The organism is Streptomyces sp. NPDC046349, from assembly GCF_055587885.1.
In genome coordinates this window covers 70,739-88,390 of sequence record NZ_JBVJFK010000003.1, presented here as the reverse complement: position 1 = coordinate 88,390, position 17,652 = coordinate 70,739, and the positions used below count along the sequence as shown (strand labels likewise).

Genomic DNA, 17,652 nt, shown 5'->3' with positions numbered 1-17,652 from the left:
TAGGGGGTGCCGGTTGTCGAGCGCGCAGTGGCTGTCGTATGACGCAAGTTCTCTCGCGCACCTGGGTGTGGGCCGCGCCCCATCGCGGCGGCCCGATGGACTGATGGCGGGTTCGACCTTCGACATCACCAAGAGCTCGGGTCGCGGCCTTTTGGTGGGTGGCCGATGACAAGCGTTGAGCAGGCCGCCACGGTGGCGACATTCGGTTCGGTGTGGGCAGTCCACGAAGAGGGCAGCTCCCGGCCCGACGCCGAGGTGGTCGCCCGGTTCGCCGACACGGTGACGTTGGCTCAGCACAAGCGAAGGAGGCGGTCGACGAGTACAAGGCCTCAGTCAAGCTCTTTCCATCATCGGTCTGAGCTGGCCAAATACACGGTCAGGACGGCTTGGACCAGGCTTGTGATGCGGGCGGTCGGGCACCGCAGTTTACGGAGGAGTCGCCAGGACCTGAGGGTGGCGACGGCCTGCTCGACGAGGGCTCGGATTTTGGCGTGGGACCGCTTGACGGCCTTCTGGCCTTGGGAGAGTGTTTCCCGGCGTCCCCAGTACGGGATGCGGACCATGCCTCCGGCGCCTCGGTATCCCTTATCGGCGCAGCACTTGATGCCGGCGTCCGTGAGCATGCGGACGATGCCGTGTTCGCGGGCGGCCCGGACGTCGTGGACGGCTCCGGGCAGGGCAGGTGAGGCCCACAGCAGCCGGCCGGAGGGGTCGGCCAGGATCTGCGCGTTCATCCCGTGTTTCTTGTGCTTGCCGGAGTAGAAGGGACGGTCCGCGACGATGCGGTCGATCGGCAACAGGGTGCCGTCCAGCAGTACGAACGAACGCCTTCTTCGATGCCGTACGGGCAGCCTCCTCGAGGGTCGGGGCGAGTGCGGCCAAGAGGTCCACAGCCTCGGCAACGTATCGGGTGGGCGGTGGTGGTGCCGACGCCGAACCCGGCCGCGAGCTGGGCGTAGGGGTGGCCGTTGCGGAGGTGGGCGAGTGTAAGCAGGGCCTGCCGGCCTGGGCTCAGGCGTCGCCACCGGGTGCCGAGCTCCCGGCGGTGTTGGCGGAGCTTGGCGGACAGGAAGCTGGACACGTCGACCCCGGACGGGTACACAAGCACGCGAAACCTCTGGAGAAGACGGATTTCTTGGTCGAAGACCCGTCTAGCAGGGGATCGGCGGCTTGTTCGCGACAGACTTTCTCCACCTCGACACCATCAATCTGCACCGCTTGTACGCCCGGCTCGTCAAGGCATCGCGGGGGCATGCCGACGGTCGCTCCTCGCCATCGGAGTCCGCCGGTCATTCCGGGCGACAGTCCGGACCAGCGGGTGGCATCATTCGGCCATGTGCGAAGACTGCCTGGCCAGCTACACACACTGTGTTCACGTCACCACTGATGCCGCCGACGCGTACCGCCAGGCCATGCGGCTGTGCGCTCTGATGGAACACCGCGGCGACGAGGCGGAACTGCTGACGCACCTGGAGAGCGTCGACGAGGTCCGCCGAATGGCGGCGGCGCTACCGAACTCCCGCTTTGTGCACCACCCTTACCCTGGCACCCGACCCTCTTGCGGCGCCGGCGCCGGCGGCTGCGAACCGGACGTGCCGGTCATGGACGACCGTGAACTGGAGGCACACCTGCCGCTCGAAATGTCGGCACGGTTCGCACGGGGGACGGCTGAGGGCCGAGTCATCGCGGCACTGGGCGACAACGGCAACGCGGTCTTCCTCGTATGGTCAGGTCGCTGGCCGGACAGACCCGAGCACGGCCTGCACGGCTCCCGCCACGACGCGGTACAGGTCGCCTTCCGCGGCAACCACGCCGACCCTGCACTGCCGTCCGGCCGGCACGCCGTCCACGTCCACGTGTCCAAGCAGTCCGGCAACCGCGGCGTCGAGTATCTGGCTGGGCAGGCGGGCGTCCACCCGTGACCAACTCGACGCTCGTGCACGCCGCCGTCCGGTCCGCATCACTGCACTCGTCCGAGCCGTCCTCGCCCTTCATCTGACCAGCTCGGCGTGAAGTTGGAAAGAGCTCAAGGACTACGGGGCGGCCGTGACGGCCATCGTGGAACCACTGTCGCGCTTCCAGCGGGCCAAGGCCGCGCTTGAGCGGTTTGTGCCCGTGGCTTGGATCAGGTCCACAAGCGAAATCAACCACACCACCGGACTCGTTCAGGTGCCTTCACTCGGTTGGCGTTTCAGTGAACTCACCCGGGTGCCGTCGAGGCTGATCGACGAAGCCGGAGCGGACGGAGAAGAGTACGGTGATCTCAGGACGGCCATCAGCCAGGCGACCAGGGGTTCTGCATCGCCGCATCCGAAGACATCGAACTCATCATTCAGGCCATCGCCACGCAGCCCGCGCCGCCGACCGCAGCGCGGCTGTACGTGACCCAGCTCGCAAAGAGTTCAGCCGAGGAGTCGATGTGCGTAGTGGAGAGCCTCACTGGCGAGGCGAGGGTCGGCATGGTGTTCCGAGCCTTTGGCGGCCCGACGTTGAGGTTCGACTGACTGCGCTCCACTGATCAACCCCAGCCGGAGACCAGGAGGCGGACCCCCTCGCCAAGGTAACCCTCGCTGGTGACGTAGCCGAGCGGAGTCCTCTCAAGGAACTGCTCGTCAGCGTTCCCGAATACTGACTCGACCCGGCGCGGGTCCCGATCGGGGGAGTCGCAGGAGCGATCTCTCCCCAGAGTGTCCTGGGCATTGACGTTGACGACCTCAAGACGGCGTCCGCTGGGGTGTTCCAGCACGTGAATGTCACATCGCACGAGCGGATTTCATTGACGCCACGTGACTGCAAGCGCCCGCCAGAGCGGCAGGCGCCGGGCGGCCGCGGGGCTGAGCAGGGCTCAGTTCGGGGCCCGGACGACTGAGCCAGTACGGTCTGCGGCGAGCGAAGGACTGGTGGAACTGCGTCATGGCAGTACGGCACCCGGCCGGATGCAGAGGTTACGGCCCGGCCTGCGGTGACCGTTACTTGATCACGATGGGTAGTGAGGTGCTCTCTGGGGAAGCGGTCGGCCTGAACCCTTTGATCTGCATGGCGTGCCGCCAGGAAAGTCGCAGCTGGTCAGCATCGATCCCCCCACCATTCCGAACCGGCTGTCCGATGCGATGCCTCGTCGGCAGCGTCGCAACAGGCTGGTGCCCACGGAAGCGCCGGCCAGGAGCTGTCGCCTCAGAGTCAATCGATTTTCCGCAGAACCTCCGATCCCAGGCCTGCCGGTGTAGAGTGCAGGACGCCCTTGACCTGCAGAAAGCAGGCAGGGAGCCGTCTTCCAGGAGTTCAACATGCTGCGTACCATGTTCAAGTCCAAGATCCACCGGGCTACCGTCACCCAGGCCGACCTGCACTACGTCGGGTCCGTGACCGTTGACGCCGACCTGCTGGACGCCGCCGATCTGCTCCCCGGGGAGCTCGTCCACATCGTGGACATCACCAACGGCGCGAGGCTGGAGACCTACGTCATCGAGGGAGAGCGCGGGTCCGGCGTGATCGGGATCAACGGGGCCGCCGCGCACCTCGTGCACCCCGGGGACCTCGTCATCCTCATCAGCTACGCGCAGGTCGAGGACGCCGAGGCGCGGGCGCTGAAGCCCCGCGTCGTACACGTCGACGCCGACAACCGGATCATCGAACTGGGCGCAGACCCCTCCGCACCGGTACCCGGTACGGACCAGGAGCGCAGCCCCCACGCCGTGGCCGTCTGACAGGAGCCGGGGACCATGCCGGAGAGCCCGAACAAGCCGATCGAGTTCCAGGACGAGCGCAGGGCCGGGCGGCTGCTCGCCGTCGAGGACGGGACGGCGGTCGGGTACATCGCCTACTTCGTGCTCACCGAGCCGCCCCACGCCCTGGTGGCGGTGCACACGGTCGTCGAGCCGGGCCACGAAGGAAAGGGTGTCGCCGGAGGCCTGGTGAGGACCTTCTACGGACTCGCCGCAGCCGAGGGCGTTCCCGTGGTCCCGCTCTGCCCGTATGCGGCGAGCTGGGCCGCCACACACCCCGACGAGGCGCCCGTCGCGCCGGCCGGGGTCGTCGCGGCCGCTAAGGCGCAGCTGGCGGCCGGCTCCGGCCTGCGGTGACGGCCTTCGACCTGACGCTGCTGCACACCTCGCCCGTGCACGTCCCCGTGTTCGACGCACTGCGTGACCGGCACCACCCGGGGGCCGTACTGCGGCACCTGGTGGTGCCGGAGCTGCTGAACCGGGCCCGCGCGCACGGGCCGCGGTCCGTGGCCCCGGCCCTGCTGGAGCTGCTCGCCGGAGCCGGTCCGGGCCCCGCGCTGGTCAGCTGCTCCACCATCGGGGCGACCGCCGAGGCACTGGCCCCGGCCCTCGGCACACCCGTGCTGCGGGTCGACCGGCCGATGGCGGCCGCCGCCGTGCGCACCGGCCCGCGCATCGCCGTCCTCGCCGCCCTCGCATCGACTCTCGTCCCGACCGCGGAGCTGATCGCCGAGGAGGCGGGCGGCCGGCCCGTTTCGGTCCGTACGCACCTCGTCGCCGGCGCCTGGGAGGCCTTTGAGGCGGGGGACACCGCCCGCTACCTCGCACAGGTCGCCGAGGCCGCCGACGCCGTCACCGGCGCGGACGTCATTCTCCTGGCCCAGGCCTCCATGGCCGGCGCCGCCGAGCTCGCCACGACCGGCACGCCCGTACTGGCCAGCCCCGGCCCGGGCCTCGCCGCCGCGCTCTCCCTCTCGCACTGACGGCCGCACCGCAGGGGGCGTACACGGCGCAATCGGGGGAAGCTGCCCTACATGGTGCGAACACTCGAAGACACGCAGCCTCCGGCCCCGGAGCCCGATCCGAAGCCGGCACCGAACCCGTTCCCGGACCCCGAGCCGATCCCGCGCCCGGTGCCGCCCGTACCCGGCCCCGTCCCCGAGCCGGACCCGGTACCCCCGCCCCCGGGACCCGCGCCGGTTCCCCAGCCCGGGCCCTGGAGCTGAGCGGTACGGTCAGTCCGTGCGGACCTCGGAGCGGTCACCGCTCCAGAGGGTGTGGAACGAGCCCTCGCGGTCGGTCCGCCGGTAGGTGTGCGCCCCGAAGAAGTCCCGCTGGCCCTGCGTGAGGGCCGCAGGGAGCCGTGGCGCCCGCAGCGCGTCGTAGTACGCCAGTGAGGCGGCGAAGGCCGGCACCGGAATGCCCGCACCCACCGCCGCCGTGATCACCGACCGCCAGCCCTCCTGCGCCGCCCCGATCTCCTCTGCGAAGCGCTCGTTCGCCAGCAGGCTCGGCAGGTCGGGCCGGGCGTCGTAGGCGGCGCGGATCCGGTCGAGGAACGCCGCCCGGATGATGCAGCCGCCGCGCCACAGGGAGGCGACCGCGCCCAGGTCCACGTTCCACCCGTATTCCTCGCTGCCGGCCCGGATCTGGTGGAACCCCTGCGTGTACGAGACGATCTTCGACGCGTACAGGGCTTCCTCCACCTGGGCGGCGAACGCGTCCGCCGCCTCCTGCGGCAGCGCGGCGGGTGCCGGGCCCGCGAGTCCGCGGGCGGCCGCCCGCAGGTCCGTGTGGCCCGAGACGGCGCGGGCGAACACGGCCTCGGCGATCCCCGACACCGGAACCCCCAGGTCCAGGGCGATCTGCACGGTCCAGCGCCCCGTGCCCTTCTGCTCGGCGGCGTCGGCCACGACGTCCACGAACGCCTGCCCGGTCGCGGCGTCGGTGTGGGCGAGCACCTCCGCCGTGATCTCGATCAGGTACGAGTCCAGGCGGCCCCGGTTCCAGTCGCGGAAGGTTTCCGCGATCTTCGCCGGGGAGTAGCCGGCGACGTCGCGCAGCAGGTGGTAGGCCTCGGCGATGAGCTGCATGTCGGCGTACTCGATGCCGTTGTGGACCATCTTGACGAAGTGTCCGGCGCCGTCGGGACCCACGTGGGAGGTGCACGGCGTACCGTCGGCGGCCTTGGCCGCGATCTTCTCGAGCAGCGGGCCGAGTGACGCGTACGACTCCGGCGAGCCGCCCGGCATGATGCTCGGGCCGAGCAGCGCGCCCTCCTCGCCGCCCGAGATGCCCACGCCCACGAAGTGCACTCCCTGCTCGCGCAGTTCCCGCTCGCGGCGCCGGGTGTCCTCGAAGTGCGCGTTCCCGCCGTCGATGATGACGTCGCCCTCCTCCAGGAGCGGGGCGAACTCGCGGATCACGGCGTCGGTGGGCTCACCGGCCTTCACCATGATGACGATGCGCCGGGGGCGCTCCAGCGCATCGACGAACTCCTTGGCCGACTCGGCGGCCACGAACGCCCCCTCGTGACCGAACTCCTCCACCAGCGCCGCGGTCCGGGCGGCGGTGCGGTTGTGGACGGCCACGGTGAATCCGTTGCGGGCGAAGTTGCGGGCGAGGTTGCTGCCCATGACTGCGAGGCCGGTGACGCCGATCTGGGCCGTGCTGGTGCTCATCTGTGCGCTCCTGCGTGCTTCGGTGTGCGGGCTGTGCCCGACGCTACCCCGACGAGGGGCGGGCGGTGCCGACGCCCGCCGTGTCATTGTCAAGTTCCGCTGAACAGCGCCCCGTTGCTCCCTTGTCATGCAATGATCCCGACGTTACGTTGTGCGATTCCTGATGTCTTCGATGGGGGCTCCCATGGGCGTACGGGGCCGGCACCGCCGGTATCAGCCGAGCAGTATCAACCGGGCCTCGCTGGCCGTGACCGCGGGAGGCGCCGGGATCGCGCTCCCCCTGATGGGTGCCTCGGTGGCCGACGCGGCCTCCGTTGACACCTGGAACAAGGTCGCCGCCTGCGAGTCGACCAACAACTGGCGCATCAACACCGGCAACGGCTACTACGGCGGACTGCAGTTCAGCCAGAGCACCTGGCGGGCCTTCGGCGGCACCGCGTACGCCCCGCGCGCCGACCTGGCCACCAAGGAACAGCAGATCGCGGTCGCCGAGAAGGTGCTCAAGGGCCAGGGGCCCGGGGCCTGGCCCCACTGCGGCAAGGGCGCCGGCCTCACTCGCCAAGGCCCGTCGCCGGCCCTCGCCGCACAGGTCCCCACGCAGCCCCAGGCCGGTTCACAGCCTCGGACCCAGGAGGTGAAGGCGACACCGGTGCAGGGCACCGCCCCGCGCCCGACCGGGACCTCGGTCCTGCCCAACCCGTACGTCGTCGCGCCGGGCGACTCGCTCTCCGCGATAGCCACCGAGCAGCACGTCGAGGGCGGCTGGCAGGCGCTCTACGAGACCAACCGGGCCGTCGTGGGCGACAATCCGAACCTGATCTTCCCCGGCCAGCGCCTCACGGTGCGGGTCACCACCGCCCCGCCGGCCCCGCCCGCGCAGAATCCGGAGAAGCCGCCGCGGACCGCCGAGCCGGTCAAGCCGGGTGGGCCGGCGGCCGAGAAGCCGGCGGAGCGGCCCGCGCCGAAGCCGGCCGAGAAACAGGCCCCGAAACCGGCCGAGAAGCCCGCCCCGAAGCCCGCCGAGAAGCCGGACACGCAGCCCGCCTCAGCGCAGCAGAAGCCGGCCTCGGGCGCCTTCTCCGCTCCCGTCGACGCAGCCCTCGGCACCGCGTACCGCGTCTCGGGATCCTCCTGGTCCAGCGGCTACCACACGGGCGTCGACTTCCCCGTGGCCACCGGCACCACCGTCAAGTCCGTCGGACCCGGCCAGGTCGTCTCCGCCGGTTGGGCCGGAGCCTACGGCTACCAGGTCGTCATCCGGCACACCGACGGCCGGTACTCCCAGTACGCCCACCTCTCGGCGCTCGGCGTGAAGTCCGGCCAGCAGGTCTCCGGAGGCCAGCGGATCGGCCGCTCCGGCTCCACCGGGAACAGCACCGGACCGCACCTGCACTTCGAGATCCGCACGGGCCCCGGCTACGGCTCCGACATCGACCCCCTGAAGTACCTGCGGGGCCACGGCGTCCGCATCTGACCCGCGCCGCCCGGGCGGCACGGCCGTGAGCAGGGCCAGGCCGGCCGCCGCCACCACGGCGCTGGCCAGTGCCGCCGCCGTGCCTGCGGCCCCGTGGCGGAAGCCCTCGTCGAACAGCGTGATCCCGACCGTCGCCGCGACCACCGGATTGACCACCGTCACGGTGGCCAGCGGCGCGGTCAGGCCCGCGCCCCGGTAGGCGGCCTGCGACAGCAGCAGCCCGCCCGACGCCAGCACCGCGATCGCCGCCAGGTCCGGCCACAGACCGGCCGGCGCACCTGCTCCGACGATCTCGGCGACCGACTTGGTGAACACCGAGGCCATGCCGAAGGCCGTGCCGGCCGCCGCGGCCAGCAGCACGCTGTGCAGCACCAACCGGTGCATCCGGTGCGCCGCCAGGAACAGCGCCGCCACCGCGGCCCCGGTCACCACCAGCAGCAGGCTCCGCTCGTCGCCCGCCAGGGCCTGCTCCGTCCGGCCGTCACCGCCGGTCAGCGCCAGCAGACCCGCGAGTCCGACCGTTGCCAGCACCGCGCCGCGCCAGGCCGCCGCGCCCGCCCGGCGCCGTACGAAGACGGCCGCCATCGGCAGCGCGAACACGATGGTGAGCGCTCCCAGCGGCTGGACCAGGCTCAGCGGCCCGTACGCGAGCGCCACCACGTGCAGCACCGCGCCGAGACCGTTCAGCCCGACCGCCACCCACCAGCCGCCCCGGCACAGCGGTGCGTACCGCCGTTCCGGAGTACTCGCCGCGACCCTCTCCTGGACGATCGCGCCGCCCGCGTACGCCACGGCGGACACGAGGCAGAGCAGGACCGACAGCGCCAGTGCACTCATAAGGTCCACAATGCCCGACCCATCTGCGCTATTCCTCCGCCCACAGGTGGTCACGAGTCATACTCCCGACGTAGTACGGGAGTACGCAGCGTGGCCCTTCCACCAGCGCAGCGCGACCCCTACCGCGCCCCACGGTCACCGCCTGAACCCGTACGGTGACGGCCTGTTCGCGGTGTGTGAGGGTCTGGGCCGCGGGTTTGGCTCGGGGCGCGTCCGATCCGTACAGTTCCCCTTTTGAGACCTCCGCAGCAGGCGGATGCGGACGAGTGACCAAGGAACGGCAGCGGCCATGACGGTGACCGAAGACAGCCACGACCAGGCACAGGCCTACGGACCGGGCATCGACCCCGAGCGGCTGGCGCTCTGCCTCGACGTGCTCGCCGAACTCGACACGATCGACGTGGACCACCCGGACGCGATCGCCGTGCGGCGGGCCACGGCAGGCGTCTACCGCACGGTCAAGCAGCGCCGCCGCCAGGAGCGCCGCGCCGCCAAGACCGCCAACGACAAGGCCGTCACCGAGGCGACCGCGACCGGCTCCGCAGAGCGCATCGACGACGAGACCGAGGGCATCCTGCCCTCCTCGGTCACGGAGGCCGGCCGGATCGCCGGGATACTCCAGCGCCCGCGCTCCTGCTACGTCTGCAAGACGCGGTACGTCGAGGTCGACTACTTCTACCACCAGCTCTGCCCGGAGTGCGCCGTCGAGAACCGGGCCAGGCGGGAGGCCCGCGCCGACCTCGCCGGCAAGCGTGCGCTGCTCACCGGCGGCCGAGCCAAGATCGGCATGTACATCGCCCTGCGGCTGCTGCGCGACGGTGCCCACACCACGATCACCACGCGGTTCCCCAAGGACGCCATCCGCCGATTCAAGGCGATGGAGGACTCGGCGGACTGGATGCACCGCCTGGAGGTCGTCGGCATCGACCTGCGTGACCCGGCCCAGGCCGTGGCCCTCGCCGACCAGGTCGCGGCGGCCGGTCCGCTCGACATCCTGATCAACAACGCCACGCAGACCGTACGCCGCCTGCCCACCGCCTACGCGGCGCTGGTCGAGGGTGAGTCCGCCCCGCTGCCCGCCGGTGAGCTCCCCGCCCACCACGTGATCGGCGCCTTCAACTCCGGCGCCGTCGACGGCCTGGCCGCACTGCCCGTCGGGGTGAGCGGACTGGAGGCGCAGAAGGTCGCCGACCTCGCGCTGGTCGCCGGCAACGCCAGCCTGGAGCGGCACCTTGCCGGCACCGCCATCGACGCGGGCGGCCTGCTGCCCGACGTGGTCGAGAGCAACACCTGGGTGCAGACCATCGACCAGATCTCCCCGGTGGAGCTGCTCGAGACCCAGCTGTGCAACTACACGTCGCCGTTCATCCTGATCAGCGCCCTTCGGCCGGCCATGGCCGATGCCGCTCGGAAGTCGTCCAGCGGGCGCGCGTACGTCGTCAACGTCTCGGCGATGGAGGGCGTCTTCAGCCGCGGCTACAAGGGCGCGGGGCACCCGAACACCAACGCCGCCAAGGCCGCGATGAACATGGTGACGCGGACCAGCGGCCAGGAGATGTTCCAGACCGACCGGATCCTGATGACCTCGGTCGACACCGGTTGGATCACCGACGAGCGTCCGCACTTCGACAAGCTGCGCCTCGCCGAGGAAGGCTTCCACGCGCCCCTCGACCTGGTCGACGGCGCGGCCCGGGTCTACGACCCGATCGTGCGCGGCGAGGCCGGCGAGGACCTGTTCGGCGTCTTCCTGAAGGACTACGCCCCGGCGAACTGGTAACCCGGCGGTCCGCCGGCCTACTGCCTGCCTGTGACAGGCCCCCTCGGTGAACCGAGGGGGCCTGTCGCGTTCCCGGCCCGGCAGGACCCGGCCGCGACCAGCTCCAGCAGCGGGCGCCAGTCCTCCAGCACGCCCGTGTCCAGGCCGGACGCCCCCGCCGTCTCGACTGCCCGGCGCAGGGTGGCCGCCGCCTCCGCATCGCCGCCCGGACCGCCGGCCCCGCCGCCCGTCCCGCCCGGTGCCTGGAACCGCACGAGCCGGGCCACCCGCTCACCGAGCAGGGGGCGCACCGCTTCCGCAGCGAGTACGGCGTGTCGCACTCCGTCACCCGGACGGAGCATTCGGCCGATGTCGTGGAGCAGGCCCGCGAGCTGCAGTTCCTTGTCGGCGGGGTGGGAGCGGCGGAGCAGTGCCGCGGTCCGCAGGGCGTGATCCGCGCAGTCGGCACGCAGCAGCTCCATCAGCTCAACCACGCTTGTGATGTAGGGCACTTCGGCCTCCGCCGGTCCGGACCTCGCCATCGCCGACCCCCTCCGTCGCACCTCGCGCATCCGGGCCCGAGCACACCATCCGTGACGCACCCGCCGGCCGACGACTTGCTGAACTCGGGACGAAACTGAGAGGGCACAGCGGATTTTGCCTTCCTATCGAGCGGAGGTCCGCTCATATGTGTACTCTGGGGCATCAAGACGGCCCCCATCCGGGCCGCGCTCCACTAAGGCGCCACCGCGTCCGGAACCCTTGATCCCTTGCCCGGCTCGCGGTCAGCCTGCCGGGTTACGCGACACAGAGGAGTGCGCGGTGACTGAAAAGACGCAGCCCGAACCGAAGTTGCTGGAGCGGACCGGATCGCGTGCCAAGACGCGGTCCGACGAACTCGGAAGCCTGGAGGTCTGGGCGCGCTCCGCCCCGATCCGGCTGGCCGGGTACGAGGACGACCTGGCGGAAGCCCACATCCTGCAGGGCATCGACTAGTCCGCGTAACCCCGCACCGACCCGCAGAGCGGTGCAAGCGCCCCCTCGTGCCCATCCGCACCGGGGGCGCTGCCCTGTACGGCACGACGTCCCCTACGCCCTGAGCGTCATCGCCGAGAGCGATCACCGCTTCCGCGCGCCCGGCCCGCCGGTCCAGGGTGGGCCCATGAAGCTGCTGATGCTGGGTGGTACCGAATTCGTCGGACGCGCGATCGCCGAGGACGCCCTCGCCCGGGACTGGGAGGTGACCGTCTTCCACCGGGGGCGCCACGCGCCCCCGCCGGGCACCCGGGCCCTGCACGGGGACCGCACCGCTCCCGAGGGCCTGGCCGCCCTCGCCGAGGGGGAGTGGGATGTCGTCGTCGACACCTGGAGCGGCGCCCCCACTGCGGTGCGCGACAGCGCCCGGCTGCTGAGCGGCCGGGCCGGGAGGTACGCGTACGTCTCCAGCCGGTCGGTGTACGCCTACCCCGCCCCGGCCGGGCAGGGGGAGGACGGCCTCTTGGTCGGGGGCTCGCCGGACGCCGGGGCGACCGCCTACGCCGAGGACAAGAGGGGCGGCGAACTCGCCGCGCTGGACGCGTTCGCCGACCGCGCCCTGCTGGTCCGCGCCGGGCTGGTCCTCGGCCCCTACGAGAACGTCGGCCGGCTGCCGTGGTGGCTGAACCGCATCGCACGGGGCGGCCCGGTGCTCGCCCCCGGCCCGCGCGGGCTCCCGGTCCAGTACATCGACGTCCGCGACCTCGCGCGCTGGACCCTGGGCGCCGCCGATGCCGGTCTCGGCGGCCCGTACAACCTGGTCGCGCCGCTCGGGCACGCCACCATGGGCTCCCTCCTCGACGCCTGCGCCGCCGTCACCGGCGGCCGCGCCGAACTGCGCTGGACCGACCCGGCGCCGATCATCGCCGCCGGGGTGGAGCCCTGGACCGAGCTCCCGGTCTGGCTCCCCGAGGGCGAGTCGTACGACCACATGTTCGGCGGCGACGTGACCAGGGCGCTGGAGGCCGGCCTGAAGTGCCGCCCCGTCGAGGAGACCGTGGCCGACACCTGGGCCTGGCTGCGCAGCCTCGGCGGCCCGGCCCCGCAGCGCAGCGACCGGCCGGCCCCCGGACTCGACGCCGCACGGGAGGCCGCGCTACTTGGGCTCTGAGAGCCGGGCGTCCGCGAGCCGGGTCGGCGGGAGGTACTCGCGGACCAGCGTGCGGTGCCACCAGTCGCCGGTCTCGCGCAGCTCCCGCCAGGTGGTGAAGCGGTAGCGGTAGAGCAGGGCCCGGACGTGCACGGGCGGGGCGTCCGGGAACGGGTTGTGGCGCAGCAGCCGCAGCGTGTCCCGGTCGCCCGCCAGCAAGCGCTCCACGAACGGCCCGAACCAGTCGCGCGCATAGCCGGGGGAGATCGCCGCGAACCACATCAGCCAGTCCAGGCGCAGGTGGTACGGGGCGAACTGGCGCGGGAGCCTGCCCGGTTCGCCGGGCTTTCCCTTGAACCCGTACTCCTTCCATGCGCCGTCCTCGCGCGGTACCCGGTCCGCGGTGCCCTCCACCGCGACCTCCATCCGGACCCGGCCGACCGAGCCGAAGGCCCCGTAGGTGTTGACGAGGTGCAGGGCGTCGAAGGAGCGGTTCATCACCTGCCGGCGCGAGACCATGTTGAGCACCGGGTGGCGGCTGAGGAACAGGACCAGGGCGGTCACCGCGCAGACCAGGACAACGAACCACACGGGAGCGGGCCGTGAGGCGGCGGCCGGGGGCGGTCCGGCGAGCCCGGTGAAGTCCACGGCCGACACGGCGAGGGTGATCGTCAGCCAGTTCAGCCAGGCGAAGTTGCCCGACAGCACGAGCCACAGCTGCGTCGCGATGACGGCCCCCGCGGCGTACGAGGCGACGGGCTGCGGGGTGAACAGCAGCACCGGGACGACCAGTTGCGTCACGTGGTTGGCGGCGCACTCCACCCGGTGCAGCGGTTTGGGCAGGTGGTGGAAGAACCAGCTCAGCGGCCCCGCCATCGGCTGCGTCTCGTGGTGGAAGTACAGGCAGGTCAGCTTGCGCCAGCAGGGGTCCCCCCGCAGCTTGATCAGCCCGGCCCCGAACTCCACGCGGAAGAGCACCCAGCGCAGCAGCCACAGCACCAGCACCGGCGGCCCGGCCCGGGCGTTGCCGAGGAACACGGCGAGGAAGCCCACCTCCAGCAGCAGCGACTCCCAGCCGAAGGAATACCAGGTCTGGCCCACGTTCACGATGGAGAGGTAGAGCAGCCACAGCGCGGCCCACATCGCCATGGCCGCGGCCAGCGGCACCTCGTCCCCGGCCCCGGCGGCCAGGGCCGCGGCCAGCGCGGCCCCGGCCCAGGCGCAGCCGGCGAAGAGCCGGTCCGAGTAGCGCAGCTGGAACAGGCTGGGTGCGCGCCGGAAGGGCACGTGCCGTACGTAGCGCGGCACGGGCAGCATGCCGTGCGACCCGATCAGGGCCCGGAACTGCAGTGCGGCCCCGATGAAGGCGACGAGGTAGACGCCGGCCAGGGCCCGCTGGAAGACCAGCCGGGCGAGCCAGTACCCGGGAGCCGTGAACCAGTCCATCGCCTCCAGTATCCGGCCGGCCGACCGGAACCGGCCAGTCTGCGCGGCAGGCGGCAGGCGGCAGGCGATCCCGCGGGCGACGCGGAGGCCCGGCCCGTACGGCGCCGACGCCGGCCCGCTCCCGCGGGCCGGCGGGCCGGTGCGCGGCGAAGGGCCGATGTCCTGAACGCGTTCAGCTCCCAGGGGCGGGTCTGCGGGGTCCTTCGAGTGTGTTCAAGGTGCGCTCCGGTTGCGGCTTGCGTGCGGATGCGGCAGACAAGAGGGAGCACTCGGGGCGAAAAGGGAGAAATCTGTGAACGGACCGTCACTTCCGACACCTCGTCAGGCGTCGCGTCGTCAGGCACCGGCCGGCGCCGCCCTCTTCGCCCTCCTCGGCCTGTTCGCCGCGGCCTGCGGCGGGCACCACGAGCCGACCAGCGCGGCCGGACCCGAGAGCCAGGAGGTCCACCTCCAGCCGGTGGCCAGCGCCGGCCCCGACCCCTTCACCGCCTCCTCGGCCACCGGCGAGTCGGCCCCCGTCCAGCCCCCGCTGCCCAACCCCACCGGGCAGGGCATCCGCACGGTCAACGCGGCCACCCCCGGCCTCTACGGCGGCACCCAGCGGCTCGGCAGCTGCGACGTCGAACAGCAGGTCGGCTACCTGACGCAGGACGACGCCACGGCCCGCGCCTTCGCCGAGGCGTCCGGCATCGAAGCGGCCAAGATCCCCGACTTCCTGCGCGCTCTCACCCCCGTCGTCCTGCGCGCCGACACGCGCGTCACCAACCACGGATTCCGCGACGGCCGTGCCGCCGGCTACCAGTCCGTCCTCCAGGCCGGCACGGCCGTCCTCGTCGACGAGCACGGCATGCCCCGCGTCCGGTGCGGCTGCGGCAACCCGCTCGGCGCCCCGCGGGCGGCCAAGGGGAGCCCGGTGCACAAGGGCGACCCGTGGAACGGCTACCAGCCCAACCAGGTCGTCGTCATCGAACCCACCACCCACGTGATCAACAACCTGGTGATCGTCAACATGGCGAACAACACCTGGATCGAGCGCAAGCGGGGCGACGACGGCGCCCAGGACCGGACCCCGCAGGCCCTGCCCCCGTACGACCCCGCCGACGGCATCCCCAGCGGCCCCGCCGCCTCGCCGGCGCCCTGCCCGAGCACTCCCGGCTCCGGTGCGGCGCAGTGCCCGCCGGACCCGCAGAGCCCCCCGGACACCGACGCGCAGCAGAGCCCCGCCGTGCCGCTGAACCCCTCCACCCGGCCGCGACAGCCGCAGCAGCCCCAGAAACGGCCGCCCTCGGAGGTACCGTCCGACCCGCTGACGCAGGACCCGGTCGATCCCGCGCTCCCGCCGTACCCGGACGGATCGACGCCCCAACCCGTCGACCCCCAGGACCCGTACGCCGATCCCTACGCGGACCCCTACACGGATCCGTATGCGGACCCGTACACGGACCCCTCCGGGGACCCCTACGCCGAGCCGGACCTCCAGCAGGCGCCCTCCGACGAGGGCCAGTCGCTGGAGAGCGCCTGACCGGCCCGTGTGTCATGGTGGACCGGTGCCGACCACCGTATCGCTGCCGGACGACTGGCCCGCACACCCGGACCGGTCGCTCTCGCTCAACCGCATGGGAAGTTTCGACTGGGACCTGGTCACCGGTCTCATGCACATGGACGAAGCCGCCCTCGACGTCTTCGACACGTCCCCCGAGGAGTACGACGGCCGGCCCGAGTCGCTCTCTCCGCGCGTCCCGCCGGCCGAGTCGGCCCGGCTCGACGCCATGGTCTCCTCCGCGCTCAAGAGCGAGGTGGACAGCTATGGCGCCTACTTCCGGATCCGCTGCCGCGACGGGCGGCTGCGCTGGACGCACACCCAGGGCCGCGTCATGCGCGACGCGGACGGGCGGCCGCACCGGATCATCGGCATCGTCCGGGACGCGACCGAGGAACTCAGCCACTCGGCGGAACGGCTCGGACTCGACGAGGAGCGGCGCCGGCAGACCTCGGTGGTGGAGAGCACGACCGCCGCCCTCGCCCACGCCCGGACCGTGCAGGACGTCATCGACGCGCTCGGCGACGCCCACGGCCTGGAACGGCTGGGCTCGATGGGCATGGTGATGGGCCTCGTCGAAGCCGGCCGGATCCACCTCGTCGCCGAAGGGCCGGAGGGCAGCTTCGTCCCGGGGACCCGGTACACCCGCATCGACGAGCAGTACCCGATGAGCGAGGTCGTCCGCTCCCTCCAGCCGCGCTTCCTCGACTCGGCGCAGGAGTTCGCCCGGGACTACCCGGCGCTCTGGACGAAGATCTCCTACATGAGGATCTCGGCGGCCGCCTACCTGCCGCTGATCGCCCAGGCCCGCCCGATCGGCGCCATCGGACTGCTCTACCAGGACAAGGACGGCTTCACCCAGGAGGAGCGCAACCTCCTCGTCGCCCTCGGCAGCAGCATCGCGCAGAGCCTCCAGCGGGCCATGCTGCTGGAGCAGGAGCACGACCTGGCCGAGGGCCTCCAGCAGGCCATGCTGCCCAGGCGGATCCCCGCCGTCCCCGGCGGGGAGATCGCCGTGCGATACCGCTCCGCCCGCATGGGCCAGGACATCGGCGGCGACTGGTACGACGTCATTCCGCTGCCCGGCGGCAGGGTCGGCGCCGTCATCGGCGACGTCCAGGGCCACGACACCCACGCGGCCGCCGTGATGGGCCAGCTGCGGATCGTCCTGCGCGCCTACGCCGCCGAGGGGCACTCGCCCGGCACCGTCATGGCCAGGGCGTCGGTCTTCCTGCACGAGCTGGACACCGAGCGCTTCGCCACGTGCACGTACGTGGAGGCCGACCTCTCCACGGGGGTGCTCCAGATGGTCCGGGCGGGCCACATCGACCCGCTGCTGCGCACCCGCGACGGGGACTGCCACCGGCTCCCGGTGGGCGGCGGCATGCCGCTGGGGCTCTCCGCGGAGTTCGGCCGGCTCGAGTACCCGGTGACCACCGTGGAACTGGATCCGGGAGAAACGCTCCTGCTGTGCACCGACGGCCTCGTCGAACACCCCGGCGCCGACCTCGACGACGGGATACACGTGCTGTCCTCCCACATCCGCAGCGGCCCCGCCGACCTGCAGCTCCTCGCCGACCGGCTGTGCGAGATCGTCACCGAGCGCGGCGGGAACGACGACATGGCCCTGCTGCTGCTGCGCCGCCGGCCCGCCCCCGCCCCGCCCGGCGGCGGTCGGCTGCAGCAGCACGTGGCACCGGGAGACCCGGAAGCCCTGGTGGCCGCCCGCCACATGATCGGGGCGGCGGTGCGTGCCTGGGGCGCGCGGGAGCGGGCCGATGAGATCGAGCTCGTCGCGGACGAGCTCATCGTCAACGCGCTCATGCACACGGACGGCCCCGCCATCGTGACCCTGCGCATCCTGGCGGGCCACGAACACCGGCTGCGCGTGGAGGTCGCCGACCGCTCCAGCGCGCTCCCGCGCCGACGGGAGGCCGGGGACTCGGGCGTCTCGGGCCGCGGTCTCATGCTGGTGGACCGGCTGGCGGACGTATGGGGCGTGGAGCCGCGCGGCAGCGGCAAGTGCGTGTGGTGCGAGTTCGTCATGGGCTGAGGGCAGCGCCCGGGA

General features: G+C 72.0%; 13 protein-coding genes and 2 pseudogenes. 10 read left to right on the top strand and 5 right to left on the bottom strand.

Features of this window, described 5'->3' with window-relative positions:
- Positions 1–347: 347 nt before the first annotated feature.
- A pseudogene (locus ACZ6JS_RS07615) lies at positions 348–1,108 on the bottom strand (transposase family protein).
- Positions 1,109–1,334: 226 nt separating this feature from the next.
- On the opposite strand from ACZ6JS_RS07615, the gene ACZ6JS_RS07610 reads away from it, so the two are divergent.
- From ACZ6JS_RS07610 to ACZ6JS_RS07595, 4 genes are all read left to right on the top strand, one after another.
- On the top strand, positions 1,335–1,922 hold the full coding sequence (locus ACZ6JS_RS07610) for a hypothetical protein (protein WP_469296579.1): 588 nt from the start codon (positions 1,335–1,337) through the stop codon (positions 1,920–1,922).
- A gap of 1,365 nt (positions 1,923–3,287) precedes the next feature.
- The gene (gene panD, locus ACZ6JS_RS07605) at positions 3,288–3,707 is read left to right on the top strand and encodes an aspartate 1-decarboxylase (RefSeq protein WP_048475279.1); all 420 of its coding nucleotides are present in this window, start codon (positions 3,288–3,290) and stop codon (positions 3,705–3,707) included.
- Positions 3,708–3,722: 15 nt separating this feature from the next.
- On the top strand, positions 3,723–4,082 hold the full coding sequence (locus ACZ6JS_RS07600) for a GNAT family N-acetyltransferase (protein ID WP_469296577.1): 360 nt from the start codon (positions 3,723–3,725) through the stop codon (positions 4,080–4,082).
- Positions 4,079–4,708, top strand: a complete 630-nt coding sequence (locus ACZ6JS_RS07595; RefSeq protein WP_469296575.1) for an aspartate/glutamate racemase family protein — start codon at positions 4,079–4,081, stop codon at positions 4,706–4,708. Before ACZ6JS_RS07600 ends, ACZ6JS_RS07595 begins: the two co-directional genes overlap by 4 nt.
- A 252-nt stretch (positions 4,709–4,960) precedes the next feature.
- Here the strand turns inward: ACZ6JS_RS07595 and gndA are convergent, their stop codons facing one another.
- Positions 4,961–6,406, bottom strand: a complete 1,446-nt coding sequence (gene gndA / locus ACZ6JS_RS07590; RefSeq protein WP_469296574.1) for an NADP-dependent phosphogluconate dehydrogenase — start codon at positions 6,404–6,406, stop codon at positions 4,961–4,963.
- A 184-nt stretch (positions 6,407–6,590) separates the two neighbouring features.
- On the opposite strand from gndA, the gene ACZ6JS_RS07585 reads away from it, so the two are divergent.
- On the top strand, positions 6,591–7,880 hold the full coding sequence (locus ACZ6JS_RS07585; protein ID WP_469297153.1) for a transglycosylase family protein: 1,290 nt from the start codon (positions 6,591–6,593) through the stop codon (positions 7,878–7,880).
- A 93-nt stretch (positions 7,881–7,973) separates the two neighbouring features.
- On the opposite strand, the pseudogene ACZ6JS_RS07580 reads toward ACZ6JS_RS07585, so the two are convergent.
- Positions 7,974–8,717, bottom strand: a pseudogene (locus ACZ6JS_RS07580) (DMT family transporter); the annotation flags it as partial.
- 289 nt (positions 8,718–9,006) lie between these two features.
- Here ACZ6JS_RS07580 and ACZ6JS_RS07575 point away from each other — a divergent pair.
- Positions 9,007–10,494, top strand: coding sequence for an SDR family NAD(P)-dependent oxidoreductase (locus tag ACZ6JS_RS07575; RefSeq protein ID WP_469296572.1), 1,488 nt, complete (start codon positions 9,007–9,009; stop codon positions 10,492–10,494).
- 17 nt (positions 10,495–10,511) lie between these two features.
- On the opposite strand, the gene ACZ6JS_RS07570 is transcribed toward ACZ6JS_RS07575, so the two are convergent.
- Positions 10,512–10,985: an HD domain-containing protein gene (locus ACZ6JS_RS07570; protein ID WP_469296570.1), complete on the bottom strand. Its 474-nt coding sequence runs from the start codon at positions 10,983–10,985 to the stop codon at positions 10,512–10,514.
- A 310-nt stretch (positions 10,986–11,295) separates the two neighbouring features.
- On the opposite strand from ACZ6JS_RS07570, the gene ACZ6JS_RS07565 reads away from it, so the two are divergent.
- Both ACZ6JS_RS07565 and ACZ6JS_RS07560 read left to right on the top strand, forming a co-directional pair.
- On the top strand, positions 11,296–11,469 hold the full coding sequence (locus tag ACZ6JS_RS07565; RefSeq protein ID WP_469296568.1) for a hypothetical protein: 174 nt from the start codon (positions 11,296–11,298) through the stop codon (positions 11,467–11,469).
- A 166-nt stretch (positions 11,470–11,635) separates the two neighbouring features.
- Entirely contained in the window at positions 11,636–12,619 is a 984-nt protein-coding gene (locus ACZ6JS_RS07560; protein WP_469296566.1) for an NAD-dependent epimerase/dehydratase family protein, read from the top strand.
- On the opposite strand, the gene ACZ6JS_RS07555 is transcribed toward ACZ6JS_RS07560, so the two are convergent.
- A complete protein-coding gene (locus ACZ6JS_RS07555) occupies positions 12,605–14,044 on the bottom strand; it encodes a lipase maturation factor family protein (RefSeq protein ID WP_469296564.1) in 1,440 nt (479 codons plus the stop codon). The two genes, ACZ6JS_RS07560 and ACZ6JS_RS07555, sit on opposite strands and share 15 nt — an antisense overlap.
- Before the next feature lie 292 nt (positions 14,045–14,336).
- Here ACZ6JS_RS07555 and ACZ6JS_RS07550 point away from each other — a divergent pair, with 292 nt between their 5' ends.
- Together ACZ6JS_RS07550 and ACZ6JS_RS07545 are read left to right on the top strand one after the other, a co-directional pair.
- Complete coding sequence (locus ACZ6JS_RS07550) at positions 14,337–15,566, top strand: DUF6777 domain-containing protein (RefSeq protein ID WP_469296562.1); 1,230 nt, start codon at positions 14,337–14,339, stop codon at positions 15,564–15,566.
- A gap of 7 nt (positions 15,567–15,573) precedes the next feature.
- The gene (locus ACZ6JS_RS07545) at positions 15,574–17,637 is read left to right on the top strand and encodes a SpoIIE family protein phosphatase (RefSeq protein WP_469296561.1); all 2,064 of its coding nucleotides are present in this window, start codon (positions 15,574–15,576) and stop codon (positions 17,635–17,637) included.
- The last annotated feature ends 15 nt before the right edge of the window (positions 17,638–17,652 follow it).

Coding starts and splice junctions, on each gene's coding strand:
- ACZ6JS_RS07610 (WP_469296579.1), top strand. CDS start 1,335: ATGTGCGAAGACTGCCTGGCCAGCTACACACACTGTGTTCACGTCACC.
- panD (WP_048475279.1), top strand. CDS start 3,288: ATGCTGCGTACCATGTTCAAGTCCAAGATCCACCGGGCTACCGTCACC.
- ACZ6JS_RS07600 (WP_469296577.1), top strand. CDS start 3,723: ATGCCGGAGAGCCCGAACAAGCCGATCGAGTTCCAGGACGAGCGCAGG.
- gndA (WP_469296574.1), bottom strand. CDS start 6,406: ATGAGCACCAGCACGGCCCAGATCGGCGTCACCGGCCTCGCAGTCATG.
- ACZ6JS_RS07585 (WP_469297153.1), top strand. CDS start 6,591: ATGGGCGTACGGGGCCGGCACCGCCGGTATCAGCCGAGCAGTATCAAC.
- ACZ6JS_RS07575 (WP_469296572.1), top strand. CDS start 9,007: ATGACGGTGACCGAAGACAGCCACGACCAGGCACAGGCCTACGGACCG.
- ACZ6JS_RS07560 (WP_469296566.1), top strand. CDS start 11,636: ATGAAGCTGCTGATGCTGGGTGGTACCGAATTCGTCGGACGCGCGATC.
- ACZ6JS_RS07555 (WP_469296564.1), bottom strand. CDS start 14,044: ATGGACTGGTTCACGGCTCCCGGGTACTGGCTCGCCCGGCTGGTCTTC.